The organism is Burkholderia diffusa (assembly GCF_902499115.1).
In the GTDB taxonomy this organism is placed as follows: domain Bacteria; phylum Pseudomonadota; class Gammaproteobacteria; order Burkholderiales; family Burkholderiaceae; genus Burkholderia; species Burkholderia diffusa.
The window spans coordinates 22,602-49,052 of sequence record NZ_CABVPN010000036.1 but is presented as its reverse complement, the minus strand read 5'-3'; the positions used below and the strand labels follow the sequence as shown (position 1 = coordinate 49,052).

General features: G+C 65.5%; 17 protein-coding genes and 4 pseudogenes. 12 read left to right on the top strand and 9 right to left on the bottom strand.

Annotation, left to right across the window (positions count from 1 at the left end):
• Window positions 1-53: 53 nt before the first annotated feature.
• From BTE28158_RS29045 to BTE28158_RS29035, 3 genes are all read right to left on the bottom strand, one after another.
• Complete coding sequence (locus BTE28158_RS29045; RefSeq protein WP_151047979.1) at window positions 54-1,403, bottom strand: MFS transporter; 1,350 nt, start codon at window positions 1,401-1,403, stop codon at window positions 54-56.
• A 125-nt stretch (window positions 1,404-1,528) separates the two neighbouring features.
• Window positions 1,529-2,833, bottom strand: coding sequence for a gallate dioxygenase (locus tag BTE28158_RS29040; protein WP_151047960.1), 1,305 nt, complete (start codon window positions 2,831-2,833; stop codon window positions 1,529-1,531).
• A gap of 93 nt (window positions 2,834-2,926) precedes the next feature.
• Window positions 2,927-3,448 carry a hypothetical protein gene (locus BTE28158_RS29035; protein WP_124629177.1) on the bottom strand — a complete coding sequence of 174 codons (522 nt, stop codon included), beginning with the start codon at window positions 3,446-3,448 and terminating at the stop codon, window positions 2,927-2,929.
• 480 nt (window positions 3,449-3,928) lie between these two features.
• On the opposite strand from BTE28158_RS29035, the gene BTE28158_RS29030 reads away from it, so the two are divergent.
• From BTE28158_RS29030 to BTE28158_RS28990, 9 genes are all read left to right on the top strand, one after another.
• Complete coding sequence (locus BTE28158_RS29030) at window positions 3,929-5,182, top strand: LysR family transcriptional regulator (protein ID WP_124629175.1); 1,254 nt, start codon at window positions 3,929-3,931, stop codon at window positions 5,180-5,182.
• Between the two features lie 1,013 nt (window positions 5,183-6,195).
• Complete coding sequence (dapA, locus tag BTE28158_RS29025) at window positions 6,196-7,092, top strand: 4-hydroxy-tetrahydrodipicolinate synthase (RefSeq protein ID WP_124629173.1); 897 nt, start codon at window positions 6,196-6,198, stop codon at window positions 7,090-7,092.
• Window positions 7,093-7,106: 14 nt separating this feature from the next.
• Complete coding sequence (locus BTE28158_RS29020) at window positions 7,107-8,273, top strand: iron-containing alcohol dehydrogenase (RefSeq protein WP_151047959.1); 1,167 nt, start codon at window positions 7,107-7,109, stop codon at window positions 8,271-8,273.
• Window positions 8,270-9,547, top strand: a complete 1,278-nt coding sequence (locus BTE28158_RS29015) for a four-carbon acid sugar kinase family protein (protein WP_151047978.1) — start codon at window positions 8,270-8,272, stop codon at window positions 9,545-9,547. The genes BTE28158_RS29020 and BTE28158_RS29015 overlap by 4 nt, the downstream gene beginning before the upstream one ends.
• Window positions 9,548-9,558: 11 nt before the next feature.
• Window positions 9,559-10,584 (top strand): 4-hydroxythreonine-4-phosphate dehydrogenase PdxA, encoded by a 1,026-nt coding sequence (gene pdxA / locus BTE28158_RS29010; protein ID WP_124629167.1) that lies wholly within the window; start codon window positions 9,559-9,561, stop codon window positions 10,582-10,584.
• Window positions 10,585-10,694: 110 nt separating this feature from the next.
• A complete protein-coding gene (locus BTE28158_RS29005; protein WP_151047958.1) occupies window positions 10,695-12,113 on the top strand; it encodes a sodium:solute symporter family protein in 1,419 nt (472 codons plus the stop codon).
• Window positions 12,114-12,136: 23 nt separating this feature from the next.
• A complete protein-coding gene (locus tag BTE28158_RS29000) occupies window positions 12,137-13,324 on the top strand; it encodes a sialidase family protein (protein WP_151047957.1) in 1,188 nt (395 codons plus the stop codon).
• A gap of 104 nt (window positions 13,325-13,428) precedes the next feature.
• A complete protein-coding gene (locus BTE28158_RS28995; protein ID WP_124629162.1) occupies window positions 13,429-14,223 on the top strand; it encodes a DeoR/GlpR family DNA-binding transcription regulator in 795 nt (264 codons plus the stop codon).
• A 22-nt stretch (window positions 14,224-14,245) separates the two neighbouring features.
• Window positions 14,246-14,950, top strand: coding sequence for an SDR family NAD(P)-dependent oxidoreductase (locus tag BTE28158_RS28990; RefSeq protein ID WP_151047956.1), 705 nt, complete (start codon window positions 14,246-14,248; stop codon window positions 14,948-14,950).
• Window positions 14,951-14,955: 5 nt separating this feature from the next.
• Here the strand turns inward: BTE28158_RS28990 and BTE28158_RS28985 are convergent.
• Together BTE28158_RS28985 and BTE28158_RS28980 are read right to left on the bottom strand one after the other, a co-directional pair.
• Window positions 14,956-15,177, bottom strand: a pseudogene (locus BTE28158_RS28985) (zinc-binding alcohol dehydrogenase family protein); the annotation flags it as partial.
• Window positions 15,178-15,489: 312 nt separating this feature from the next.
• Window positions 15,490-15,723, bottom strand: a pseudogene (locus tag BTE28158_RS28980) (IS6 family transposase); the annotation flags it as partial.
• Between BTE28158_RS28980 and BTE28158_RS28975 the strand changes: the two are divergent.
• Window positions 15,658-16,023 (top strand): hypothetical protein, encoded by a 366-nt coding sequence (locus tag BTE28158_RS28975; RefSeq protein WP_151047955.1) that lies wholly within the window; start codon window positions 15,658-15,660, stop codon window positions 16,021-16,023. The pseudogene BTE28158_RS28980 and the gene BTE28158_RS28975 overlap by 66 nt on opposite strands.
• A gap of 129 nt (window positions 16,024-16,152) precedes the next feature.
• Here the strand turns inward: BTE28158_RS28975 and BTE28158_RS28970 are convergent, their stop codons facing one another.
• A complete protein-coding gene (locus tag BTE28158_RS28970; RefSeq protein ID WP_151047954.1) occupies window positions 16,153-19,746 on the bottom strand; it encodes a YadA family autotransporter adhesin in 3,594 nt (1,197 codons plus the stop codon).
• A 1,160-nt stretch (window positions 19,747-20,906) separates the two neighbouring features.
• Here BTE28158_RS28970 and BTE28158_RS28965 point away from each other — a divergent pair.
• Window positions 20,907-21,713, top strand: coding sequence for a response regulator transcription factor (locus tag BTE28158_RS28965; protein ID WP_151047953.1), 807 nt, complete (start codon window positions 20,907-20,909; stop codon window positions 21,711-21,713).
• A gap of 29 nt (window positions 21,714-21,742) precedes the next feature.
• On the opposite strand, the gene BTE28158_RS28960 is transcribed toward BTE28158_RS28965, so the two are convergent.
• The gene (locus BTE28158_RS28960; RefSeq protein WP_151047952.1) at window positions 21,743-23,917 is read right to left on the bottom strand and encodes a TonB-dependent siderophore receptor; all 2,175 of its coding nucleotides are present in this window, start codon (window positions 23,915-23,917) and stop codon (window positions 21,743-21,745) included.
• Window positions 23,918-24,574: 657 nt separating this feature from the next.
• On the opposite strand from BTE28158_RS28960, the pseudogene BTE28158_RS28955 reads away from it, so the two are divergent.
• Window positions 24,575-24,982: pseudogene (locus BTE28158_RS28955) on the top strand (hypothetical protein); the annotation flags it as partial.
• Here the strand turns inward: BTE28158_RS28955 and BTE28158_RS28950 are convergent.
• Together BTE28158_RS28950 and BTE28158_RS28945 are read right to left on the bottom strand one after the other, a co-directional pair.
• A pseudogene (locus tag BTE28158_RS28950) lies at window positions 24,978-25,322 on the bottom strand (hypothetical protein); the annotation flags it as partial. The pseudogenes BTE28158_RS28955 and BTE28158_RS28950 overlap by 5 nt on opposite strands.
• Window positions 25,323-25,687: 365 nt before the next feature.
• Window positions 25,688-26,350: an OmpA family protein gene (locus BTE28158_RS28945; RefSeq protein WP_151047951.1), complete on the bottom strand. Its 663-nt coding sequence runs from the start codon at window positions 26,348-26,350 to the stop codon at window positions 25,688-25,690.
• Window positions 26,351-26,451 lie beyond the last annotated feature (101 nt).

The window sequence follows — 26,451 nt, the reverse complement described above, 5'->3', positions numbered from 1 at the left end:
AGGTGTCCAGCACCCTGGCACCGGCCGCGCCGGACGGCGGTGTGCGACGTGCGTCAGTGCGCCGGATTTTCGAGTTCATGCGGTCCGGACACGGCCGCACGCTGCGTCGTCATGATCGCGATGGCCGCCAGCGTCGCCGGCACCGCGAGCATCGACAGGATCGCGTCGAACTTCCAGCCGAAGCCGAGCAGCGCACCGCCGATCGCCGAGCCGAAGATGCTGCCGAAGCGCCCCATCCCGAGCATCCAGCTCACGCCGGTTGCGCGTGCCACGGTCGGATAGCGGCCCGGCGCATACGCATTCAGCCCGGTCTGCGCGCCGCTCATGCAGAAGCCGGCCGCGAACACCAGCAGCGCGAGCGACGACGACAACGCACCGGCCCAGGCGAGCACGGCCACGCACAGCCCGCCGCCGAGATACGCGGCGCCGATCACCGGCGCCGGGCGCACGCGATCCATCAGCCAGCCCACGCCGATCGCGCCGATCGTGCCGCCGATCTGGAACATCGCGGTCACGTTCGCGGCCGTGCTGACGGACAACCCGGCATCCTTGATCAGCGTCGGCAGCCAGCCGGTCAGCAGGTAGATCACCAGCAGCCCCATGAAGTACGTGATCCACAGCGACAGCGTCACGCGGCCATAGCCTTGCGAGAACAGAACGCCGATCGGCTTGCGCGTCGGCAGCGGCGGCTCGTTCGACACGAACGTCTCGTTGCCGGTGAACCGGGCACCGCACACGCGGTTCAGCAGCGCGCCGACGCGTTGCGACGGCGCACCGCGCACGGCCAGGAGCCGCGCCGACTCGGGCAACAGCCACAGCTGCAGCGGAATCAGCAGCAGCGGAAGCGCGCCGCCGAACAGCAGCACCGCTCGCCAGCCGTGCAGCGGAATCAGCCAGCCGGCGACGAAGCCGATCAGCGCCGAGCCGAGGTTGAAGCCTGTAAACATCACGGTGATCATCAGCGCCCGCATCCGCTGCGGCGCGTACTCGGACAGCAGCGTCGTCGTGTTCGGCATCGCCGCGCCCAGGCCGATGCCCGTGAGCAGCCGCAGCACCGCCATCTCGAACGGCGAGTGCGCGTGCGCGGTCACGATGGTGAACACGCCGAACAGGAACACCGACGCGATCAGCACACGCTTGCGCCCGAACCGGTCGGCGCTCGGGCCGGCCAGCAGCGCGCCGATCACGAGCCCGATCGGCGCCGCGCTCATCACGAGCCCGAATTCGGGACGCGAGATCGCCCAGTCGCGAATCACCGACGGTGCGACGAACCCCATGATCGCGACGTCCATCCCGTCGGCGATCACGACAAGGCAGCACAGCACGACCAGCAGCCACTGGTAGCGCGACACCGGCTGCTTGTCGATGAACGACTTGATGTCGATTGTCTTTCCACTTGCCATCATGACTCTCCTGTCTCCTTTTCGACGATCGACGGATCGATTCGTCATCCTATTTATATGAACTGTTTCACTTCCAGCGTTCCAGTCGATCAGGCGCCGCGATCCCGCGTGCGCCTTCGTCTTCGTTACGTGTTGCCCGGCTGGTCCGCGCCGTCCCAGCCGAGCGGCCCGGCGCTCTTTCCGGCTACCGAGTACAGCGCGCCCGGCGCGTTGCGCGTGCGCTGGAAGTCCTCCAGCGATTCGCCTCGCATCGCCGCATAGATATGCAGGTTCGATACGCCCGTCACCGCGCCGAGCTTTTCCAGCAGGAAGAAGATCACGCCGTAGCGCAGCAGGCCGAGCCAGTCGCGCCGGCGGATCAGGTCGCGCTCCTCCGTGCTGAGGTCCGCGGCCGCGAAGCTCGCTTCGGGATCGCTCAGGAATTGCGCGCGATGGGCGGGCTCGATCATCCGGTGCAGATAGTCGTTGATCCGGTACGCGCGGACGGCCCGCTCGATCGTGAACGGATAGGTGCCCGGCAGTTGCTCGACGCCGGCGAGTTCGGCCGCGATCCGTTGCCGGTGACGCTCTGCCGCCGCCTCGTCGACTTCAGTGTCCGCCGGCTCGTAGACGGCCGTCGCGATCCCCGTCATCGACGGCAGGTAGTAACTGCGGTGGCGGCACACGACGCCCGCCGGCAACGCGCCGCGCATCGTGAGCCACATTACGACCTCGGTGCCTTCGAAGCCGCCGAGCGTCGCATATTCGCCGAGCGGCATGCCGGCCAGGCGCTCCGGGTCGCGCTCGAGCAGATCGAGAAAACGTGCGTCCCATTCGGGATTGTTGAAGCCCGAACGTTCGCCATGCACCTGATGCGACAGTCCGCCGGTCGCGACGATCGCGACGCGCAGGTCCTCCGGATAGCTTTCGATCGCGCGGCGCAGCGCCTGGCCAAGCCGGTAGAAGCGGCGCGCGGACGGCACCGGCAGCTGCAGCACGCCCATCTGCAGCGGCACCAGTTGCACCGGCCAGTCGGGCCGGTGCGGACACAGCACCGACAGCGGCGAGAAGCAGCCATGGTCGAGCGGCTTGTTCTGGAAGAACGACATGTCGAACTCGTCGGCCATCAGCGACTGGCCGATATGCGCGGCGAGCGCCGGGTGGCCGGCGACCGGCGGCAGGTCGCGCGCGCCGCCGCCTTCGTCCGCTGGATGCCACTGCGGCCCGACGCCGAGCGAGAACGCCGAATAGTGATCGAAGAAGAACGACGTCACATGGTCGTTGTAGATGAACAGCAGCACGTCGGGACGCTTGTCGGCGAGCCACGCGGCCAGCGGCGCGAAGTTTTCGAAGATCGGCGCCCAGACGGGATCGTCGTGCTTGTTCTTGTCGAACGCGAACCCGATCGTGGGCGTGTGGGAGGCCGCAATGCCTCCGATAATCCGTGCCATGCCAATGCTCCTTCGTATGCTCCGACGCGGTCAGGCCGCGCCGTTCGTTACTGATTGAATGCGTGCGCGTTCGCTCGCTGCGCGCCGGTGCGGCTACGGCGCAAGGCTGCGCTTGACGACCAGCGCGAGCGGAACGGCGAACACGAAATGCGACATGAACCCGCCGATGATCACGTTCGGGTCGAAATAGTTCGGATGATTGCTCGACGCGATCATGATCAGCGCGTGCATCACGATCCACGCGACGATCGCGAAGAACAGCGCGACGAACGTCGCCTCGAAGCCGCGTCGGCGAAACCACGGCCAGATCGCCGCGAACACGATGCCCCACGACAGCGCGAAGGCGAAATGGATCGCGGTGCCAATGAAGTACGCGCCAATGCCGAGCGCGTCCTGTGCGGCCTTGCCGAACACGAGCCCCGTCGCGTTGCGCGGGATACCGGCGAGCGGCATCAGATGCTGTGCGCCGACCCACACGAGCGCCTCGTAGACCCAGATCAGCACCGCGCCCGCGAAGCCGCCGCGAATGCCCGCGCGTACCGTATCGGAAAGCGGCGTGCTGCCCGCCGATGCGTCCGTCGATCCGCCTGCTCCGATGATGTGCTGTCGTCCCATTGCGCTGCCTCGCTCGTGGTTGCAGGTGCCGCGCCGCGCGCAAGCCCCTTTCGTGATCGGATCGGGCGAACAATGAATCAGATGGCGGCCCGATGCGCCGGCAACCGTGTGCTTGCGGTCCCCGGGATCGAAATTACTCAGTCGGCGGCCAGGCCAGACAGTCAGGGTAAACCCTGATTTTTTGGCGAATCTGCATATCTGGCAGGCTTTCAACCGGGATGCGAAGCACCTCGCCGACCGCCCGGAAGCCCGCCGGATATGGCGCTAGCGCGTCGGCGTTCGGCGGCCCGCGAGCCACAACCGGTCGCTGGGCGATTCAGAGCCGATAAATAAAACAGATGGGTCGATAAGCACGACGCAAGCTCTGCCGCCACCGTTCCGGTAAAGTCGTTCAACCAGCTGCACCGCCGGCGCAGGCCGCCCGGATACACGCATGTCGTGCGCGCGGCTGCCGCCGCGACGCACACCGCCCGAACGCCCATGGACAACACCGAACTTCCGAACCTCGCCTGCCTGTACGCGGTGCAGCGCGTTGCCGAAACGGGCAGCGTAAGCCGGGCCGCCGCGACGCTGTTTCGCGCGCAGTCGGCCGTCACGCGCGCGGTGCAGGAACTCGAAACAGTGGTCGGCGAAGCGCTGTTCGATCGCAAGCCGTCCGGAATGCTCACAACGCCGGTCGGGCGTGCGGTGCTCAAGCGCGGCGAGCGCGTGATCGCCGAACTCGGTGCGCTCGCGAACTGGTGTGCGCTGCGCCAGTCGCGCCGCCGCGCGTCGGCCGACGGCGGCCTGCCCGCGTACCTGCTCAACACGCGGCGGCTCCAGCTGTTCTCGACGCTCGCGCGGCACCGCCACATGCCGAGCGCTGCGCGTGCGCTCGGCGTCACGCAACCGGCCGTCAGCAGCGCGATCCGGATTCTCGAGAGCGGCGCGGGCTTCGCGCTGTTCCATCGACATCCGCGCGGCCTGCTGCTGACGGCCGACGGCGAGACGTTCCTGCTGCACGTGCGGCGCGCGCTGAACGAACTGCGGCACATCGCCGACGACGTCGCCGCGCTGCACGGCAGCATCCAGGGTGCCGTGACGGTCGGTGCGCTGCCGCTCGGCCGCACCCTGATGCTGCCCGAAGCGGTCGCGCGCGTCGTCACGCGATTTCCGAAGGTGCGCGTGATCACCGACGAAAGCGCATACGAGGCGCTCGTCGCCGGCGTGCGCGCGGGCGACATCGACTTCATCCTCGGCGCGCTGCGCGCGAGCGATCCGGCGAGCGACCTCGACAGCGAACGGCTGATGTCCGAGAACCTTGTCGTCCTTGCGCGCCACGATCACCCGCTCGCCGGCGTGCGCAACCTCGCGCTTGCGAGCCTCGCCGGTGCGCAATGGATCCTGCCGCGCAGCCATTCGCCCGCGCGCGGCCTGTTCGAATCGCTGTTCCGGCGCATGAAGCTCAAGCCGCCGATGGCGACGGTCGAGAGCGCCGACCTCGCGGTGATTCGCGGCCTGCTGCGGCACACCGACATGCTCGCGGTGCTGTCCGCGCAGCAGCTGCACTATGAATGCGAAGCGGGACTACTTGCCGTGCTCGACGTGCCGATGCACGGAACCACCCGCGACATCGGCCTGATGACGCGCGCCGGCAGTCCGCCGACACCGGCTGCGCGTGCAGTGATTGACGCGCTTCGAGTGGTGGCGACCGAGGTTGCACGCACGCCGCACGCGACGGCCGCTGAGCGATAACGAAAGCGCATGGCTGTCGCGTCGGAATCGCATCGCGCCCGGCGCGTGCGTTGCCGCGCAATCCGGTCGATATACGGTGCGGCTGCCGGCCGAAGCGCGACGCGCACTGGAAAGTGTCAACTCCCCTGCGGCGCCATCGCCGGGCCGGCAGTCGCGCTCACGCGTTGCGCGGAACCCGAGTTTCAACAGGCAATCACGCTGTGACGACAAGGCTCCCTAGCTTGCTGGCGCGCTCGTCCCGACGACAGGATCGGCACGCGACAGCGAATTGAGGTTGGGGCGAAGCGAACGACGCTGAACGACTGCGGCACGCAACCTGGCTATCGCCGTCGAGCATTACAACGAGAAGCCTCCCCAGAGCGCGTTGAAATATCGTTCGCCACGAGCGTTCCGACGTGCGATGGGTTCAGCATCCTTGGTGTGATGCTGTGTCCGGGATTACAGGGTCAGCTCCAAGACCGATGCAACGGGCTATTCTCGGATCGTCAGCATTCGCCATGGACTGACCAACCCACTGCGGATGACAGCGGCATCGCCCCCGGGGCCATTCAAACGCACCAAAGCGAATCGCCGATTTGCTCGTTCCGATCAGATACCTCGCGCTCACGAGAATCAAACTCCTCTGCAGGTCAAGCGCTGTGCGTCCAGGCCTTCGCCGCCACTGGCCGCTCTTCTGGCCCAACTCATTGCAACGGGGTGCAACGCGCGGTCTGGAGCCAAGTCTGTCGCATTTCTTTCCGCAAACGACCAAAAATGATCGATTCGATCATATAAGGGTTTTCATTGACTGAATCGATCACGATATCCGCTAGAATGCACACATCAAGCAAATTTTTGATCGAACCGCGCAAGTCCATCGAAGAACATGACGGACAACGCGTTCCCTCATACGAATTGCATCGGATGGCGTGCTCAGCGACGCGGTCTCTGCCGCCGGCGCTCGGCCCCACTGATTCCGGCATAACCCCGGAGACGGCGATTCCACCGGCCGTCCCGTCCTCGATGGAGCAAGCATGTCAATGTCGTTCAAGGGGATCGTTCCCGCGCTGATCACGCCGATGACGGCAGACGAGAACGTCGATGAAGAGGGTCTGCGCGCGCTGGTCGAACGACTGATCGAGTCGGGCGTGCACGGGCTCTTCGTCCTCGGTACCAACGGCGAATTCATCGCACTGAGCGAAGCAGAGAAGCTGCGCATCGCGAGCATCACGGTCAGCCAGGCCCGTTCGCGCGTGCCCGTCATCGCCGGCACCGGCGCCTACGCGACGCGTGACGTGATCGACCTGAACCGGAAGATGACCGAGGTCGGCGTGGATGCCGTATCGGTGATCACACCGTATTTCAACGGCGCGACGCAGCCCGAGCTCTACGCGCACTACAAGAAGATCGCAGAAGCAACGCAGCTGCCGGTCATGCTCTACACGATCCCCGCGAAAGCGGGCATCACGCTGACGGTCGATACCGTGCGCCGCCTGTCGGAGATCTCGAACATCCGCGGCATCAAGGACAGCGGCGGCGACTTCGATCGCTTGCTGCAGCTGATCAACCTGCGGCGAGACGACTTCGCGGTCTTCACCGGCACCGACTCGATGATTCTCTGGACGCTGATCGCGGGTGGCGACGGTGCGGTCGCCGCGACGACCAATGCCGTCCCGCACGTGGTCATGTCGATCTGGAACAAGTTCCAGGCCGGCGACATCGCCGGCGCGCGCGCCGCCCAGGAATCGCTGCGCGCGCTACGCGACGCGTTCGCGCTGGGCACGATGCCCGTCGTGCTTAAAACCGCCGCGCAGATGCTCGGGATGCCCGCGGGGCCCGCGCGGTCTCCCGCGCAACCGCTTGACGACAGTGCGCGCGAGCGGCTGGCGCAAGCGCTCTCCATTTACCACGACGCCGCACGCGGCCACTGAAACAGGTCATCAGCATGACGACTTATCACTTCCAGACTGTCAAGCACATCGTCCACGGCGCCGGCAGCCTCGCCACGCTCCCAGACAAGCTGTCGTTGCTCGATACGCCGGTCGAGCGCATCGCGCTGATCACGCAGCCCGCAATGGAAGCGCTGGGTGTCGCCGATCGCGTGATCGAATCGCTCAAAGCGAAAGACGTCGACGTGCGCATCATTCGCGGCGTCGAGCCGGAGCCGACCATCGGCAACGTCGAGACAGTGTACAAGGAGCAGATCGAGCCTTTTGCGCCGCAGGCGATTCTCTCGATCGGCGGCGGCAGCGTGCTCGATGCGGCGAAGCTGTTCGCGGTCCGGCTGACCAACGACGAACCGCTGCGCAACTGGCTCGGCATCGACCTCGTCAAGCACCCCGGCGTGCCGATGATCCTGGTGCCGACGACCGCCGGCACCGGCTCCGAAGTCACGCCCAACGCAATCGTTACGCTGCCGGACGAATCGTTGAAGGTGGGAATCGTCAGTCGTCACCTGCTGCCGAAAATCGTGATTCTCGATGCGGAACTGACGCTCGGCCTGCCGAAGCCGATTACGGCCGCGACCGGCATGGACGCGTTCGTGCATGCGCTCGAATCGTACATCTCGACGAAGGCGAACCCGATCAGCGACATGTACGCGATGGAGTCGATGCGCCTGATCGGCGCGAACATCGTCGAGGCGTACGAAAACGGTCAATCGCTGAAGGCACGCGAAGCGATGATGCTCGGGTCGATGTACGGCGGCCTCGCACTCACCGCCGCCGGCACGGCCGCCGTGCATGCGCTGGCCTACCCGCTCGGCGGGATGTTCAACGTCACGCACGGCGTCGCGAACGCGATGCTGCTGCCGCACGTGATGGCCTTCAACCTCGATGCGATCGAAGGCCGGCTGTCGAACGTTGCGCGCGCACTCGACCTGGCTGCGACAACGGATTCGGACCCGGTCGCAGCACGCAAACTGATCGACAAGATGGTGGAATGGACGGCGGCCGTCGACATTCCGCAGGACTTGCGCAAATTCGGCGTGTCGGAAGAACATCTCGACGCGCTGGCGATTGCGGCATCGAAGGTCAAGCGCCTGCTCGGCAACAATCCGAAGGCGCTGACGCTCGACGACATGAAGTCGATCTACCGTCGCCTGCTGCCATGAACACGGTCACACAGGACGCACCGCGGCTGCTGATCGTCGCCGACGACCTGTCGGGCGCGGCCGATTGCGCGGTGGCCGGCTTGCGTCACGGATTGACGGCGATGGTCGTGCTCGACACGCAGCATGCGCCGGCGCCGATGAGCGGCATCGACATCCTGTCGGTCGACGTGGACTCGCGCCGCGCATCGAAGGACGTGGCCGCCCGACGCAACGTCGCCGCCGTCGAGTCGCTGTCGCGTGCAGGCACGCGCGTCTACAAGAAGGTGGATTCTACGTTGCGAGGCAATGTCGCTGCTGAAGTCGCCGCACTGGCGTCAGTCCTCGGCATGGCGATCGTCTGCCCCGCCTACCCGGCATCCGGACGCACGACGCGAGACGGCCGCCAATGGGTTCGCGGCGTGCCGGTCGAAGCGAGCGAATACTGGCGTAACGAAAACATCCCTGGCAAGGCCGACCTGGTTGCGCTGCTTTCAGCCGAGGATCTGCGCGTCGCATACGCGACAATCGGCGCGGTCCGCGGCGAACCGGACACGCTCGCGGCATACCTGCGCCAGTGGCAAACCGACGGCGCGCAAGCCGTCGTGTGCGATGCGGAGTCCGACGATGATCTGCAACGCATCGCCCGCGCATCGGCCATGCTCGACGACGTATTCTGGGTGGGCTCGGCAGGTCTGGCGCCCGCCGTCATCGAGGCGCTGGCGCCAATCCGAAGCACGACCGGCCCGGCGGCCGATCGCGAGGATCCGCAAGGCCCCGTGCTCACGGTCGTCGGCAGCATGTCGAGCATCTCGCATGCGCAGCTGGAGTGCCTCAAGGTCAACGCCGGCGCCAGCCTTGTAGCGCTCGAGGTCGCTGTCGCAGCGCTGGATGACCCGCGCAACGACGTGACGACTGTCGTATGCGACGCCCTGCGTCGCGGCCAGCATGTGGTGGTCTCGTTGAGCCAGACGCAGCGCGGTGATGTGCAGGACGGCCTGCTGTTCTGCAACCGTCTTGCCGCGTTGCTGGCGCCCGCCGTGCGCCACGCAGGCGGGATCATCGCGACGGGCGGCGAAACAGCGCGCGCGCTGCTCACCGCAGCCGGCGCGAGCGCCTTGCGGGTCGTCGACGAAATCGAGGACGGCATGCCGCTCCTCGAATGCCGGCTGCAAGGAAAGACACTCCCCGTCGTGACCAAGGCGGGCGGCTTCGGCCAGCCCGCGTCGATCCATCACGCGTGGCGCCGGCTTGCGAATGACGGCAAGACGACCAATACAGCTCAAACCAATTTGTGAAGGAAACTGCCATGGACAACCGTCCCATCATCGGTATCACCATGGGCGACGCAGCCGGCGTCGGACCGGAAATCATCATGAAGAGCCTTGCGCACGCATCCGTGTATGAGCAATGCCGCCCCGTGGTCATCGGCGACGCAGCACGCCTGCGGGACGCCGGCCGCCGGACGGGCGTCGACCTCGAGGTGTGTGCCGTCAGCCGTCCGTCCGAAGGCGCGTTCCGCGTGGGCGTGGTCGATTGTATCGACATGGCGCTGATTCCGGCCGACCTGCCCTATGGCAAGCTTTCTGCGATCGCCGGAGACGCCGCGTATCAATACATCGCGCGCACCGTGGAGCTGACGTCGAACGGCGAGCTCGACGCGATCTGCACGGCACCGCTCAACAAGGAAGCGTTGCATGCAGGCGGCCATATTTTCCCGGGTCACACCGAAATGCTGGCGCACCTGACGGGCATCGACGAAGTGTCGATGATGCTGGTCGCGCCCAATCTCCGCGTGATTCACGTGACGACGCACATCGGCCTGCTCGACGCGATTCGCAAGATCGAGCCGGGCCTCGTGCAACGCACGATCGAGCGTGCACACGACACGCTGGTTCGTGCCGGTATCGCGAATCCCCGCATCGGCGTATGCGGCATCAATCCCCACGCCGGCGAGAACGGCCTGTTCGGCTATGGCGAGGAGGAAGAGAAGATCGTGCCCGCGGTTCAGGTCCTGCAGGCACGCGGCTGGGACGTAGAAGGCCCGCTGCCGGCGGATACGCTGTTCTTCCGCGCGGGCCGCGGTGATTTCGACGTGGTCGTCGCGATGTATCACGACCAGGGTCACGGGCCGGTGAAGGTGATGGGCCTCGAAGCCGGTGTGAACGTGACGGTCGGCCTGCCGGTCATCCGCACGTCGGTCGACCACGGCACCGCCTTCGACATCGCCGGCAAGGGCATCGCCGACGAGCGCAGCCTGCTGGAAGCCTTCCGCCAGGCCGTGGACCTCGCGACGCGACGCAACGAGCCGTCGCCCGTCGCAAGCGCCGCGTAAGCAGCGCCCGCAACGACGCGCATCGGCCAACGGGCGATACCGGCAGGAACATGCCGGATCGCCCGACACACCCGAACACACATCAACCGAAGGTAACGTGGAGACAAGAGATGGCCACCTTCAGTTATTTGGACACAGCCACCATCATCGGCATGGTGGTCGTCTACATCGTGATTACGAGCGTGATCAGCATTCGCCTGCGCAGCCGTAATTCCGAACAGTTCATGGTGGCCGGGCGCTCGATGCCCGCGCTGGTGGTCGCCATCCTGCTGATGTCGGAATTCATCGGCGCCAAATCGACCGTCGGGACTTCGCAGGAAGCCTTCTCGGCCGGCTTCGCCGCCTCGTGGTCGGTCCTGGCGGCAGCCATCGGCTTTCTGTTCTTCGGCCTGTTCATGGCCAAGCGACTGTATGCGTCCGGCGAGTTCACCATTTCCGGATTCATCGCCCAGCGGTACGGCCATGGCGCGAAGCTAGCCGTCTCCGCGATCATGATCTATGCGCTGTTCGTGGTGAACGTGGGCAACTACGTGAGCGGGGCGGCGGCGATCTCGACAGTCATGCGCATCGACCTGCCGACGGCCGCCTTCATCACTGCCATCGTCAGCACCATCTATTTCGTCTGGGGCGGCCTCAAGAGCGTCGCATATCTGACCGTCGTTCACAGCGCCGTGAAGCTGCTCGGCATCGCCATCCTGGTCGGCGTCGCATGGAAACTGTCGGGCGGCATCAAGCCGATGGCTCAACACATGCCCGCACACTATTTCACGTGGACGGGGGCGCTGTCCGGCGGCACGATCGGCGCATGGATCATCGGCACGGCCGGCGCGATCTTCTCGACACAATTCATCATCCAGGCCATCTCGTCGACCCGTAGCCCCGAGGGCGCGCGTGCATCTGCGCTGATCGCCGCGTTCCTGTGCGTGCCGATCGCCCTCGCGCTCGGCTTCATCGGCGTGACCGCCAAGTACCTGTATCCGGACATCAAGAGCCTGTACGCGCTGCCGGTGTTCCTGCAGCACATGAATCCCATCCTTGCCGGCGTCGTCACGATTTCGCTCGTGGCATCCATCTTCGTCAGCGTATGCACCGTCGCGCTGGCGATCGCTTCGCTGATCGTCAAGGACTTCTATGTGCCGCGCTTCAAGCCGACGCCCGATGTCGAGCTGAGAATGACGCGCTGGATCTCGCTGATCGTAGGCTTCCTCCCGCTGCTCTTCGTGCTGTTCGTCCCGCAGATTCTCGCGCTATCGTTCTTCAGCCGCGCGCTGCGCCTGTCCGTGTCGATCATTGCGCTGATCGGGATCTACCTGCCGTTCTTCAGCGGCAAGCGCGGCGCCGTCTCGGCGCTCATCTTCGCGACGATCGCCACAACGGTCTGGTACCTGCTCGGCAATCCGTTCGGCATCGACAACATGTACGTCGCACTCGTCACCCCCGCGATCGTGCTGGTCGTCGCCAAGCTGTTGTTTCATGGCGAAGGCTCGAACCTTCGCGACAAGCAGCTCACGCATCGCGAATCGCACTAACCTCGCAACTCGAGAAACATTTCATGAGCACGAACCTGCTTGACGCGGCAAGCGCCGCTTCGGATCATTGCGTTCGCACGGCGTATGCCGACGCGCAACGGCAAGAAGCGTTTCTGCCGACCGCCTGCGTGCAGAACCACGCGGCCAATCTGCACTGCCTCGACAACGGCGACCTTCTGTGCGTCTGGTTCGGCGGTACGCAAGAAGGCATTCCCGACGTCTCCATCTACATGTCGCGTCTCGCGGCCGGGACGAACGCGTGGTCGTCGCCCCACAAGCTGTCGGACGACCCGACACGCTCGGAACAGAACCCGGTGCTGTTCACCGCGCCGGACGGCCGCCTGTGGCTGATCTACACCGCGCAATTGTCAGGGCATCAGAACACCGCGATCGTGCGCCGCCGCGTGTCGACGGACGGCGGCATCACCTGGGGCCCCGTCGAAACCCTGTTCGATCGCCCGGGGACGTTCGTCCGCCAGCCGATCATCACCTTGGACAGCGGCACGTGGATTTGCCCCGTATTTCTGTGCCGCACGGAGCCCGGCGAGCGCTGGGTCGGCAATGACGATGTCAGCGCGGTCATGGTTTCCGACGACCAGGGCGCGTCGTGGACCCTGCATGAAGTGCCCAACAGCGTCGGGTGCGTGCACATGAACGTTCACGTGCTGCACGACGGCTCGCTGCTGGCACTCTATCGCAGCCGCTGGGCGGACTTCGTCTACGCGAGCCGCTCGACGGACGGCCGCACATGGAGCGCGCCCGAGCCGACCGAGGTGCCGAACAACAATTCGTCTATCCAGTTCACGGTGCTGCAGAACGGTCACCTCGCGCTCGTGTTCAACGAAAGCGATGCGTCGCACAGCACGGAGCGCCGCGCATCGCTGTACGACGACATCGAAGACTCCGAGGACAACGGCGAGTTGCGCGACCAGAAGGCGTCCGCGCGTGGCACCGCGTTCTGGGGCGCGCCACGCGCGCCGATGTCGCTGGCCATCTCCGAAGACGGCGGCAAGACGTGGCGGCGCCGCCGCAACCTGGAAATCGGTGACGGCTACTGCATGACGAACAACTCGGCAGACCAGCGCAACCGGGAATACTCGTATCCGTCGATCGTGCAGTCGCAAGATGGCGCGCTGCACATCGCATTCACCTGGTTCCGCCAGAAGATCAAGTACGTGCGCGTCGACGAGGCGTGGATTCGCGGCCGATGACACCCTACGGTGCAACCAGCCGGTCACTGCGGCAATTGGATAAACTTGTCGGTCTCGAGGCGCAGACCAGCGCGCCCATTGGATCAGACCAGGAATTCACGCACATGAAAGTGACCAGGCGCCGGGAGGCGATGCTGCAGGCCGTGCTCGGGGGCATGACGGACGTTGCGACGTTGTGCGAGCACTTCGGGATGTCGGAAGCCACGGTTCGCCGGGATCTGCGTGCGCTCGCGAGCGACCGCCGCATTCTGCGCACTTACGGCGGTGCCGCCGCGGTCGGCGGCCATGAGCCCGAGCCCTCGCTCGAGGAGCGGCGCGTCAGTTCGCAGGAACAGAAGGAAGCGATCGCGCACGCGGCGAGCGCGTATGTCGAGGACGGCGACACCGTGTTCCTCGACGGTGGCACCACGACTGCGGCGCTGGCGCGCCTGCTTGCCGGCCGGACAGCCGTTCACGTCGTCACCAACAACCTGCTGGTCGTGAGCCCGCTCGTCGCGTCGGGCGTTCAGGTGACGGTGATCGGCGGCGACGTCCGGTCGTCCAGCATGAGCACGCTTGGGCCGCTCGCGCAGATCGCGCTGAGTCGCCTGAGCGTCGACAAGGCGTTCCTCGGCGCGGACGGCGTGGTCGCCGAACTGGGCTTGTGCGAGGCGAGCAGCGAGCAGTCATACCTGAAGGAGTGCGTGATGCGACAGGCAGCGGAGGTCTTCGTGCTCGTCACCGCCGACAAGCTCGGACGCGCAAGCCAGCAGCACTGGACGCCGCTCGAGCGCGACTGGACGCTCGTGACGGACGACGCAGCGCTGCCCGAGCAGCTCGATCCGTTCCATTCGCAAGCGCGGATCACGGTGCATGCGGTCAGCACAAAGACAGCGCCGACATCCGCCGGTTCATCGTAGTTCAAACGCAGCAGGAGCGATCGTGGGTCAATTGGAGCAGTCGGGTTCGGGTTTGCGCCATGCAGTCGTCACGGGCGCGTCGTCGGGAATCGGACAGGCGATCGTCGAGCGTCTGCTGTCGGACGGCTGGCGCGTCACCGGCCTGTGCCGCTCACACATTGAAACGCCCCGTGATTCGCTGAAAATCGTGCCCGTCGACGTCACCGACTTCGCCGCACTCGGGCCCGTGTGCGATGAACTGGGTACGGCGGACGCACTGGTGCATGCGGCCGGTTTCATGCGTACCGCGCCGCTCGGCCAGCTTTCGCAAGACGACGGAGCGGCAATGTGGCGCCTGCACGTCGAGTCTGTGAGCTTTCTGGCCGATCGCCTGGTGCCCCGGATGCCCCCCGGCGGACGCATCGTGCTGCTGGGGAGCCGCACCGCCAACGGCGCGGCCACGCGCAGCCAGTATGCGGCGACCAAATCCGCGCTGGTGGGCCTCGCGCGGTCCTGGGCGGCGGAACTCGCGCCGAAGGGCATCACCGTCAACGTCGTCGCGCCCGGCGCCACGGACACGCCGTTCCTGCGGGATCCGGCACGCGCGGCAACGCCTCCCCGCCTGCCGCCGATCGGGCGGTTCATCACGCCCGGGGAAGTCGCCGCGCTCACCGGCTTTCTGCTGAGCGCGGACGCGAGCGCCATCACCGGGCAGCAGATCGTCATGTGCGGCGGTGCGTCGCTTTAAAGCAGCGCGGTGCCGCTCACCGTCAGGGCGGTCAATTGGCGCGCGAGTTGCACGAGAATGGACCCGACGCCGCCACCCGCGCCGATCACCAGCATGCACTGCCCGACGCCGCCGCGCTCGGCAATCTTCAGCCGGTCGAACAGTAGTTCCCACGCGGTAATGGCAGTCAAAGGTAGTGCGGCGGCCTTGGGAGCGCCCAGTGCCGTCGGGCGGCTGCTAGAGGCGCGCGCACCTGCCGGAACCTGCGCCACTGCACAAGCCCGCCGTGGGCGTCGATCATGGGTGAGCGTAAACTCAGCATACCGAATGGAGAATCATTGCAACCGACGGGCGAGCATAGCCGCATCGCGACGGTCGGGATCGACCGGCGATGTCCGTGTCAGGGTTCCGGTAGTGCGGGCCAACGCGATGATCGTGGCGCGCTCGCTGCGTTAGTTCACGCGACATTGTCAACTTAACGACCATCGAGCATGAAAATGCAACGGACGACAATGTCAGTTTGTCGGAGACGGATTCCGGGCCACGCTGGTGAACTCGCGCTAGGCGTCGAAGCGCGCAGCGAGTTGTTTGCGATGGAGCGCCGCGCGTAATAGGTGCCTCTTCACCGCGAAATGTTGGCGGATCGGACCAAAGCACGACAGGAAGTATTGCGTGCGTCGCGGGTCGCGAAACCCTCGCATACGACGCTCGCGTTCCCGAGTCGGTTGGTGGCTGTTCTCGGCGCGATTGTTCACGCGGGCGGCTGCCCTGACGAACACATGTCGGACAGCAGCTCACTGATCCAGCATATCAAGGCACGCACTCCCAAGCTGATGCCCGAACTCGGTTCAGGTTCAGGCTCAGGCTCTTTATGTTCGGCCGCCGTCGATCGATGGCGTGACGCGCAACTGATCACGGTCGACGTTGATCACCACGCTCCGAAGCGACTGCCCGCAGGGCAGATTGGCCTTGATGCGACGCATAGCGTGACGACACTGTCGAACGTGACACCGCGGCGACATTATCCGAAGGAGCGGATGCACCCACCCGGCATTGCACTCGGAAGTTCATCCGACACCTGGCGGACTCGATGATTTCACCTTTTCGACGGCAAATCACAGCCCGAGGTCGAGAAATCGACCTCGGGCCATGGACTTGTCGCAAGCACCGGGTATCACGCGCATTGCCGGCACGTCCGAACGTTCAACGCGTTACGACCGACATCAGAACTGATAACCTGCGCCCACCACCGCGCCGAAGTCCGAGCGGGCGTTGCCCGTCACCGACGCCTTGACGACCCAGCGGTTGCTTTCCGTCACATACGAGTAACCGGCGGCAAACCCCTGCTGGCCGTGATAGTTCGCGGTCGCTGCCGATACCATCGAGCGGCCCGCGCCAGTCGGTTGCGGCAACCCGGCCACCGCCATCGCCGACGCGACGCCGCCGTACATGTCCTTCTTCAGGTCGTTGAACGAGTTGTACACCTGCCCGATGCGCTGGTCGGTGTAGCTCTTCGCCTGCGTCGAAGCGGTCGAGAGGTTGTCGTTCAGTTGCTGCACGTTCACCGCGTCGGTCGGCGCCGTCCCGGCCGCGACGTTCGTGATCTGGCGCTCGCTGCCCTGCGCGCCGACCGAGAACGAATTGTCGCGATCGGCGACGGAACCCTGGCCCACCGCCACCGCGTTCTTGCCGGTTGCGGTCGCCGTCGACCCGATCGATCCCGCATCGGCGCGCGCGATCCACGTCGTGTTCGCATCGGTTGCCGCCGTGTGGATCTTGTCGTTGGCCGCCACGTTCTGCAGCGCGGCGTTGAACTGGCCGACGTTGACCGCATCGTTCGCGTTCACGCCCACCGCGACGCCGGTCAGCACGCGGTCGCCGGCCGTGCCCGAGAAGTTCACGCTGGTGCCGCCCGTGTCCTTCCCGACCGTGATCGCGCCGTTCGGATCCTGTTGCTGCACGAGGCCGGCCTTGCCGTTCGCGATGTTGGTCACGCTGCCCTGCAGGTTGGAGATGTCGGTCGTGTTCTTCGACACCTGCTGGTTGGTCGCGTAGAGCTGCGAGCCGTTTACCGCGTCCGTGCTGGTTGCGCCGAGCGTGCCGGCCTGCACATTCGTGATGCGCGTGCCGCCGGCGCCGCCGAGCGTGATCGTGCTCTTCGAGCTGTCGTCGTACTGCACCGCGAGTGCGCCGAGCTGGCTGAGATTCGACTGCACGTCCTTCAGTTGCTTCACGTTCACCGCGTCGGTATCGTTGGTGCCCGCCGCGACGTTCTTCAGCACGACCGCCGAATGGGCGTCGCCGCCGACGAGCGAGACCGAATTCAGCCGGTTGCCGTTCGTATCGACATCGTATTTGACGACGTTCTTCACGGCCTCGCCGGTCTGATTGGACACCTGCGTGATCTGCTGTTCGAGATCGGATTTCACGCCCGACAGCTGTCCACCGTTCACCGCGTCGGTACTGCCCGCGGCGACGTTGCCGTCGGCCACGTTCGTCAGCTTGGTCGGAGCACCGCCGCGCGCCGCGCTATACGCTCCGAGTTTCGGGTCGAACTGCAGCGCGTCCTGCTGCAGCCCGGCGATCGCGGCGGTATTGCCGGCGATGTTCGTTTCGGCGTTGCCGAGGCGCGTTTCTTGATTCTCGAGCGTCGTCGTGTTGCTGCCGACGCGGCCGTCGAGGTTCGTGAGTGCGTCGCCGACATTGTTGAACGAGCCGCCGCCAACCTTGTAGGCCGGCGCGGTGATCGAGCCGTCCGGGTTCGCCGTGGCGCCGCCGCCGAGCGCAGCCGCGGTGCCGTCGGTCGCGCGGCGCAGTTGCGCGCCGTTCACCGCGTCGGCGCTGCCGGACGCCACGTTGCCTTCCGCGACATTGGTCACACGCACCGGGCTCCCGCCATTGCCCGCCCCGAGCGAAACCTGCCGCTTGCTCGCATCGTCGTACTTCACGGCCAGCGCATCGAGCTGGCTTGTGCCGCTTTGAATCGCCGCGTTCAACTGGTCGACGTTGACCGCGTCGGTTCCATTCTTACCGGCCGCGACGTTGCTGATCAGTTGCGGGCCGTTGCCGCCGTGGCTTGCATCGTACGCGCCGAGACTCGCGTTCCACTGGAGCGCATCCTGCTGCAGCGCGGCGATGTTGCCCGTATTCGTCGTCACCTGGTTGCCGACTGTCGTGATCGACTGATTGAGCGTGTCGGTCACATTGCCGAGCTGGCCGACGTTCACCGCATCGCCCGCGGCTACGCCGTCCGCGATATTGTGCAGGCCGACGGGTGCCTGCGCGCCCTTGCCGCCGAGCGTGACGCCGCCGTGCGCGTCGTCGTCGTACTGCACCGCGTTCTTCGTCGCGTTGCCGATCTGGCTGGTGATCGACGTGCTCAGGTTGCCGAGCGTCGTGCTGAGGTTGTTCGTCACGCTCGTGCTGAGCGATGCGAGGCCGCCGTTCAGTTGGCCGACGTTGACCGCGTCGTGCACGTCCTTGCCGTCCGCGATGTTGTGCAGGGTCGTGCCGTTCGTGCCGGCGAACGTCACCGAATCGAACCCGCTCGCGCCGTCGTACTTCACGTTGCGCGTATCGGCCGCCTGCAGGTTGCCGATGTTCGACGCCGCCGTGCTCAGCGACGTGTTGATGCCGGAGACGCTGTTCTGCAGGTTCGTGATGTTCGAAGCCGCCGTCGAAATGGACGTTTGCAGCGGCGCGACGCTGCCCCTCAACTGGCCGACGTTCACCGCATCGGTGTCTGCAACGCCGGCCGCGACGCCACTGATCGTGGTGCCGTTGCTGCCGTCGAGCGTGATCGCCGCATGCGAATCGTCGGTGTATTTCACCACGTTCTGCGTTGCCGACACGATGCTCGTGCTGAGGCTGTTGCCGACGCTGGTCACGCGCTGGTCGACGTTCGTGATCGAAGTCGACAGCGAATTGCCGACCGACGTCACGTGTGCGTCGACGTTGCCGATGCTCGTGCTGAGCGCGCTGTTCACGTTCTTCAGCTGCTGGACGTTGACGGCATCCGTATCGGCCGCGCCGGCCGCGACGTTCTTGAGCTGGCGTTCGCTGCCGAGCGCACCGAACGATACCGCGCCGCCGACCGGCGCTGCCGTGCCGCCGAACACCGGCGTGCCGCCGTTGTTCGCGCCGACGCTGCCCGAGCCGATCGCCACCTGATTGTTGTCGTTTGTCTGCGCGCCCGCACCGATCGCCACCGATTGCGTGCCGCCGGCGCGCGTCTGCGTCGCTGCGTCGTACGCGGCGCCGTTCGATACGCCGTCGCTCGACGTCGGGTTCGCGCCGCCGATCGCGATCGAGCGATCGCCGCTGGCCAGCGCAGAGTGGCCGAGCGCGATCGAGCTCGTGCCGTGCGCATCGGCGACGTTGCCGAGCGCCATCGAGAAATCGCCGATTGCAGCCGACTGGCGACCGATCGCGAGCGCCGTATTGCCTTGCGCGACCGCCACCGTACCGATCGCCGTTGCCGAGTTCGCCAATGCCTGCGAACCGACCCCGATCGCAATCGCACCGCCGCTGCTGCTGCCGCCCTTGCTGCTCGCATTCGACTGGTCGCCGATCGCGATACCGCTGGAACCAGCCTTCGCATTCGTGCCCTGCGTAACGTTCGTGGTGCTCACCGCGACGAAACTCCCGCTTTTCGTCGCCACGCAAAGCGGGTTGGTCCCGTCGATGCACTGGCCGTTCAGCGCGTTGTCCGGGTTGCCACGGTCGACGAAATTGTCCGCGTGTGCGACCCCCGCGATCAGCACACCTGCACCCGTGAACATGGCGGCGGCAAGCGCCGAAATCTGGTTCCTCTTCATGCTGTTCTGCTCCGTTTTGTAGCGTCTGGTTTGAATACGGACTACTTAATTTTATTGACAGCTTCGACTTCGACTTCGACTTCGACTGCGATTACGAATACGACTTCGGTGCGGAACCTGGCCACGATGCCCAGCCTCGTCATGGCGAGCGCGACATGCATCGACACCGAGCAAATCGCCGGGGCATTCGATGGCACAGGCACGCCGTCTCTTAACGCCTCATTCCGTTAAATCGCCACATCATCAGGAATGCGTATCGTTATTTATGGACGAGCTCATCCCCGTTGAATCGCGAGATTCAACCCGTCTTTATAAACACACCGAATCTGATGACGCGCCGAGCGCGACCAACCCCGTTTCTTTTATTTCATCTCCGGCGACCGGATTTCTGTTCGCATGCGCAGGACATTCGCCCACGCATGCATCAACTGATGCCTCGGACTCCAATTGCGCAACATCCACCGCTGTTCGCCTCGTCTCCCGGTGTCCGGCGCCATCCGTCGCTCAAAGTTCGGACGAATTATGAGACACGATCGATAATTATTAAAGGCGACATTGTTTATAGATTGTAAAATTCAATATATTCAATGCGTTATCTATAATTCCACCATCTCGCAAACGATTGCAATATGCCGCATTTAATCGGAATGTTTTTAGAAGCGGATAAATACTTTGCTCGAGCGCATTCAAATAAAACGGCATCGGACAACTCTCCGCCGGAGAGCCAGAAAATTGCATGATTGCATCCCGGACAGACATGGAATCCGCGGGTTTTTGACGAATATCGACGCCCGGCACCGCATGCACGAACCGCCGCATAATTGAAAATATGTAAAACGCCATGACTCGATTATCGACAGACCATCTGGCGGGAATCGAAATATGCTCCTACAATTCCGCTCGCATCGATACCGGCAGCCGCGATCACTCACGACGCCACCACCGCAATCGTCCGTGTCATTACCGGTTCAGTGATCAAAACAACGAACGCCCGGTATTGCGCCGGCCGGTTGCCGGCCGCGCAGTCCGACGCAATCCGAATATCGATACGAGCGTGCGACGCGTTTGCGCGTCGTCATAGAGCGGCGTCCGACGATTCCCCACACCGGGCAGGCCGCCCGCGGGATCTCGGCCAGCCGCCTTTCCAGAACAGGTGCACGATGCCCCCATCGATCTCCGCATTGAGCGACGCCCATGTCCTGATCGTCGACGATCAGCCCGACCAGCTGCGTTTGCTGATCGACATCCTGCGCGGTACGGGCTGCCGGATCAGCATCGCATCCGACGGGGCGCAGGCGTGCCAGCGCGCGCAGGCGCTCATGCCCGATGTGATCCTGATGGATGTCCGCATGCCGCGCATGGACGGTTTCACCGCGTGCCGGCGGCTCGCCGCCGATCCGCTGACGAGCGCGATTCCGGTCATCTTCCTGACCGTGGCCGGCGAATTGCACGAACGCCTCGAGGGGCTGGAAATCGGCGGTGTCGACTATGTGGTGAAGCCGTTCGAACCGGTCGAGGTGCTCGCGCGGATTCGCGTGCAGCTCGCGCGGGCGAAGCGCGACCGGCCGTCGGACACGGCAAGCCCGTTCGCGGCGGGCATGGACGACGACATCATCGTGCGCGCGGCCATTCGCCACCTGTCGCGGACGCTGAACGATCCGCCGACGGTCGAGCAACTGGCGCGTGCGGTCGGCACGCATGAAAAGCGGTTGTCGCGCGCGTTTCGCGACAATCTCGGCCAGACCGTGTTCGAGTATCTGCGGCACGAGCGGCTTCGGATCGCGCAGGATCTCCTGGATTCGACGTCGCTCAGCATCGCCAGCATCGCGAAGGAAATCGGCTTTTCCACGCCGGCGAACTTCGCGACCGCCTTCCGCGAACGTTTCGGCATCACGCCGACCGAGTGGCGGCGCCAGCGCCACGCGAGCCGGCGCGCCGCGACCCGTGAACCGCAACGCGGCGCGTAGGCCGCGTTCGGCGTGCCCGCGATGCTGCGCTACCAGTTGTATCTCGCGCTGGCCAGCACCGTCCGCTCGTTGCCGAACACGCACACCGCGTACGACTGGCAGCCGCTGACGTAACGCCGGTCGAACAGGTTCGCGACGTTGAACGCGAACCGCCAGTGGCGCGTCTCGTAGTGCATCGCCAGGTCGTACAGCGTAAAGCTGGATACCGTCAGCGAATTGTCGGGCGCGCCGGCCGACGCGCTCTGATAGCGCACGCCGGCGCCGATCCCGAGGCCCGACAGCGCGCCCGCATGCCAGGTCCAGTCGGCCCACATCGACGCCATCTGCCGCGGCAGCGGCACGGACACCGGCCAGTTGTTCAGCGACGCGTCGTTCGCCTGCACGTTCTTGACGTCCTGATACATATACGACGCGACGATCGACAGCTCGCGGGTCACCTTGCCGAGCGCGCTCAGCTCGATGCCGCGCGAGCGCACCTTGCCGGTCTGCACGGACGTCGTGCCGGTGGGGTCGAGATTCGCCGGCGCCGGCGTCACGACGTTGGTCTGGTCGATCCGATAAACGGCCGCGCTCAGCATCAGATTCTTGCCCGGCGGTTGCCAGCGCAGCCCGGCTTCCGTCTGCGTGCCGCGCGTCGGCTTCGGCAGGCCGCCACCATAAATCCGCACGCCGATGACCGGATCGAACGACGTCGAATAACTCACATACGGCGACAGCCCCGCATCGCCCTGATAGGCGAGCCCGACGCGCCCGGAAAACGCGCTGTCGTCCTGCCGCGAATGCGTACCGACCGTCCGGCCGTCGAACCGTGCATTCACACGATCCTCGCGGCCGCCGAGCGTCATCGTCCAGCGCTGCCAGCGGATCTGGTCCTGCGCGTACACGCCGACCGCGTTCATCGCCGTGTACTGGTCGACATGGCCGAGCGACGTCGGGCCGGTAAAGATCGCGGCCGTGACCGGCCGATAGACGGGGTGGTACAGGTTCAGCGACGGCGCCAGCGCGAGCCATACGCTGTTGGTCGTCGTCTGCCGGTCGAACTGCACGCCGAGCAGCAGCGTGTGTTCGAGCGGCCCCGTGCCGAAGCGCGCCTGCGCGTGGTTGTCGATATCGAGCCGGCTGTAGTTGAGCTGGAACAGCCCCGCGAAACGCATCATGTTCGTCGTGCTGCGGGGCACCAGGCCCGTGCCGAACACCGTCGCGTCGTCGAGCGACAGATGCGACCAGCGTACGTCCTGGTGCAGCGTCCATATCGCATCCACGCGGTGCTCCAGCGCGTAGCCGAGCGACCATTGCTTCTTCCGGTAGTCGTTGAACGACGGGTCGCCCATGTAGATGTCCTGCGACAGGCGGCCGTTCGGGTTCGGCAGCACCGTCCCGGACGCGGGCAGGAAGTTCGACGAGATGTCGCCGCTGTCCTGCAGGAACGATGCGGAGAATGTCAGCGACGTGTCGGCGGTCGGCCGCCAGCGAAACGACGGCGCGAGCGCGACGCGCCGGTCGGCATTCGGGCCGGTCCATGCGTTGCCGTCGCGTGCGATGCCGACGAAGCGATACGCATACCGGTCGTCCGGGTCGAGCTGGTCGCCGACATCGACCATGAATTGCTTGCGCGCATGGTTGCCGATCTGCACGCCGGCTTCGCGCACGCGCTCGCCGTCGGCGAGTTTCGTGTGCGCGTCGACGATCGCGCCGGGCTCGCCCGCGCCGTACAGCACCGACGTCGGCCCGCGCAGCACCGCGATCGAGTCGATCGTGTATGGGTCGACACGCCAGTTCGCGATGACGGCCGTATTCGGCGCCGGCACGCCGTCGACGTACAGCGTCGGCGTGAAGCCGCGCAGCGCCGCATACCAGTCGGTCCGGCTGTCGGCGCCGAACGTCGCGAAGCCCGGCACATAACGCAGCGCCTGGTTCAGGTCGGCCGCGCCGGTCATCTCGATCTGCTGCGCGGTCACGATGTTGGTCGTCTGCGGAATCTCGGCCACCGGCGTGTCGGTCTTCGTGCCGGCGGCGGTGCGCAGCCCGACGAGCCCGACCGACGATCCGCCGGCGTTGCCGGTCACGTCGATGGGCGGCAGCACGGCCGTCGTGGCGCCGGCGTTCGGCGCCTGCGCATGCGCGCCGCCTGCGGCCGCCATGCACAATGTTCCCCCGGCAGCGATCGCCCACGCGCGTCGCGCCGCACCTGTCTCCATCAACATCGTTTCAATACTCCGTCGTGCTGTCCTGGCCCGTTCGGCCCGATCGAGGCCCGGTGAGTCGCCGGCGTCCGTCCTGCGCTGCCGCGAGTGCCGTGCCGGTGACGTCGGTCACGCACGCGTCGGCATGCACTGGCCGATTGCGTCGTTCGCGAGCGCAGCGATCATACCGGCCGAACGTCGCGCGGTGGTTGTTCATCCGTCGGACGACGCCGGCATAGCCGCGCCTGGATAGGGTTGTACCGGCCCGCGAGCCGACATACGGTGTGTAGAACCACATAATGTTATCGGTTGTATGACAACACGGAAAAAACGATCCGATATCGGTCGACACACATGATGCGTGTCCTTCGCGCAGGCCGGCGACGATAATATCTCGCAAGCACATCAATCACCATTTATTTCAACTTCAATAGCATGTTAATCAATCGATTCGTGACAATCGCTATCGGATCGACAAGTTGTTTCGTGACAACTTTTTATTTCGTCGCGGTGATGCTTCCGTTACACTTCGCGCCGTCATGCGATGACTGATTTCAATGGTGCTCAAGATTGCACCCGGCGAGGCGTCGCCCCGCTCGCCCGCGGTGCCCGCGAGCGGGTCTCGCCAACGAACGACGCAACCATCAACGACAGGCAATTTCGGCCCGGATCCGGTGCAACACCTATACGGGCGGCACGCAGGTCGGCGGCGGCACGCTCGCCGCCGCGTCCCCGACGGCGTTCGGCAACGGCGACGTGTACGTCGGCTCCGGCGGCGGCATCCGGATCGCGGCCAGCGCGCCCGTGACGATCGCCGCCCGCTATACGCAGCTCGACAACACGACGCTCGACATCGACATCGACGGCAACGGCGGCGGAAGCCTGCGCGTGGGCGGCTCGTTCACCGTCGCGGGCGGCACGCTGCACGTGAAGTTCGTGAACGGCTACACGCCCAAAGCCGGCGACACCATCGCGCTGGTCGACGGCGCGGCCGGATCCACGCAGTTCTCGACGGTGACGGTCGACGGGTTCGAGGCAACGCCCGTCTACACGGCGACGGGCGTGTCGATCACGCTGTCGGCGGCGTGTCGCGGCGGATGTCCGCCTTCGCCGCGTAGCGCATCAGGTCGTCCTGGCACTCCTTCCAGGCGGGCGTCTGCATCGGCTTGATCGCGCCGCCGCGCAGCGTCTTGCGCGCGTCGGGGATCACGCGGCCGAGATCGACACCGATCACACGGCCGAAGCCACGGCAGGTCTCGCATGCGCTGTAGGCCGAGTTGAACGAGAACAGCGCCGCCTGCGGCTCCGCGTAGCGCAGGTCGCTGTCAGGGTCGTGCAGCCCGGTGGAGAAACGCCACACCTGCGGCTCGGCGAGTACGTTTTCCGCTTCCGGCGTGTCGAACACGAGGCTCGACTTGCCGGAGCCCGACGGGGGGCGGGTGACGACCGTCATCTCGCCGGTGCGCAGGTCGAGATCGAGGTTCTTGAGGTTGTGCTGATGTGCTCCGCGAATGCGGATCAGATTGCTGGATGACAATTTGCCTGCCCGTCTGGATGAGTTAGCCGGAATTCTCGGTGCCGAAACGCTGCGGCGGATGCCCGCACGCGCGGCGCACGTGCCGCACGGGTCATGCCCGGGCGGCTCCGGTTCGACGGATACTCTGCTGCATATTCATACAGTTTTCCATGACGGGATCGCCACCCCGCCACCGGGCAGGCCGGCAACGCGCGGAGCGACACGCGGGCCGTCCGGTTTCGACGGCCGCGCGTGTGATCGCCATGTCGCCCCTGCTACTTCTGCAGCAGGATTTCCACGCGGCGGTTGCGCGCCCGCCCTTCCGCGGTATCGTTTGACGCCGCCGGATCGGCTTCGCCTCGCCCGGTCGCCGCAAACGAATCCGCCTTCAGCCCATGTTCACGCAAATACGATGCGACGGCCTCGGCGCGACGCCGCGACAGCGACAGATTGTGTGTACCCGAGCCGGTCGAGTCGGTATAGCCGGTCACGTCCACCCGCGAGAATTGCTTGTCGCCCTGACGATTCAGCAACGTGTCGAGCGCGGCCTGCGCGGTGGGCGTCAGCGTGGCGGAGTCGGTCGCGAAGTACGCATCGCCCGTCAGGCTGACTTTCTCGGCGGCCACGGGCGCGGCCGGTGCGGCTGCCGGGGCCGGCGCGGTGGGAGCGCCGCACTGGAACACGAGCGAGCGCGGGTCCGCGCCTTCGCGGAACGGCGCCGTGGAATCGATCGTGCGCACTGCGTCGCTGCCGCACATGCGCGTCGCGACTTTCATGCAGGTCTTCTCGCTCGACAGGATGCCGTGGCAGTCGACGCGGAAGGTCCTAACGCCGTCGCGCGGCTGCAGTTCGTATGCGTTGTACGTCGGCCCCGATGCGCTCGAACACGCGGCCAGGGAAACGACGGATGCCAGCAATGCAAGATGGTGTTTTTTCACTTGATAACTCCGAAAATGCGATGGGCGCAGCAAATGCGATGCGCTCGGCGCAGCCGCATTCGCATGCGTTCCGTGTGATTCGCTCCGGCAGCGCGTGCCGG

Excerpts from the sequence above, each read along its gene's own strand:
- BTE28158_RS29045 (WP_151047979.1), bottom strand. The coding sequence starts at position 1,403 with ATGGCAAGTGGAAAGACAATCGACATCAAGTCGTTCATCGACAAGCAG.
- BTE28158_RS29040 (WP_151047960.1), bottom strand. The coding sequence starts at position 2,833 with ATGGCACGGATTATCGGAGGCATTGCGGCCTCCCACACGCCCACGATC.
- BTE28158_RS29035 (WP_124629177.1), bottom strand. The coding sequence starts at position 3,448 with ATGGGACGACAGCACATCATCGGAGCAGGCGGATCGACGGACGCATCG.
- BTE28158_RS29030 (WP_124629175.1), top strand. The coding sequence starts at position 3,929 with ATGGACAACACCGAACTTCCGAACCTCGCCTGCCTGTACGCGGTGCAG.
- dapA (WP_124629173.1), top strand. The coding sequence starts at position 6,196 with ATGTCAATGTCGTTCAAGGGGATCGTTCCCGCGCTGATCACGCCGATG.
- BTE28158_RS29020 (WP_151047959.1), top strand. The coding sequence starts at position 7,107 with ATGACGACTTATCACTTCCAGACTGTCAAGCACATCGTCCACGGCGCC.
- BTE28158_RS29015 (WP_151047978.1), top strand. The coding sequence starts at position 8,270 with ATGAACACGGTCACACAGGACGCACCGCGGCTGCTGATCGTCGCCGAC.
- pdxA (WP_124629167.1), top strand. The coding sequence starts at position 9,559 with ATGGACAACCGTCCCATCATCGGTATCACCATGGGCGACGCAGCCGGC.
- BTE28158_RS29005 (WP_151047958.1), top strand. The coding sequence starts at position 10,695 with ATGGCCACCTTCAGTTATTTGGACACAGCCACCATCATCGGCATGGTG.
- BTE28158_RS29000 (WP_151047957.1), top strand. The coding sequence starts at position 12,137 with ATGAGCACGAACCTGCTTGACGCGGCAAGCGCCGCTTCGGATCATTGC.
- BTE28158_RS28995 (WP_124629162.1), top strand. The coding sequence starts at position 13,429 with ATGAAAGTGACCAGGCGCCGGGAGGCGATGCTGCAGGCCGTGCTCGGG.
- BTE28158_RS28970 (WP_151047954.1), bottom strand. The coding sequence starts at position 19,746 with ATGAAGAGGAACCAGATTTCGGCGCTTGCCGCCGCCATGTTCACGGGT.
- BTE28158_RS28965 (WP_151047953.1), top strand. The coding sequence starts at position 20,907 with ATGCCCCCATCGATCTCCGCATTGAGCGACGCCCATGTCCTGATCGTC.
- BTE28158_RS28960 (WP_151047952.1), bottom strand. The coding sequence starts at position 23,917 with ATGTTGATGGAGACAGGTGCGGCGCGACGCGCGTGGGCGATCGCTGCC.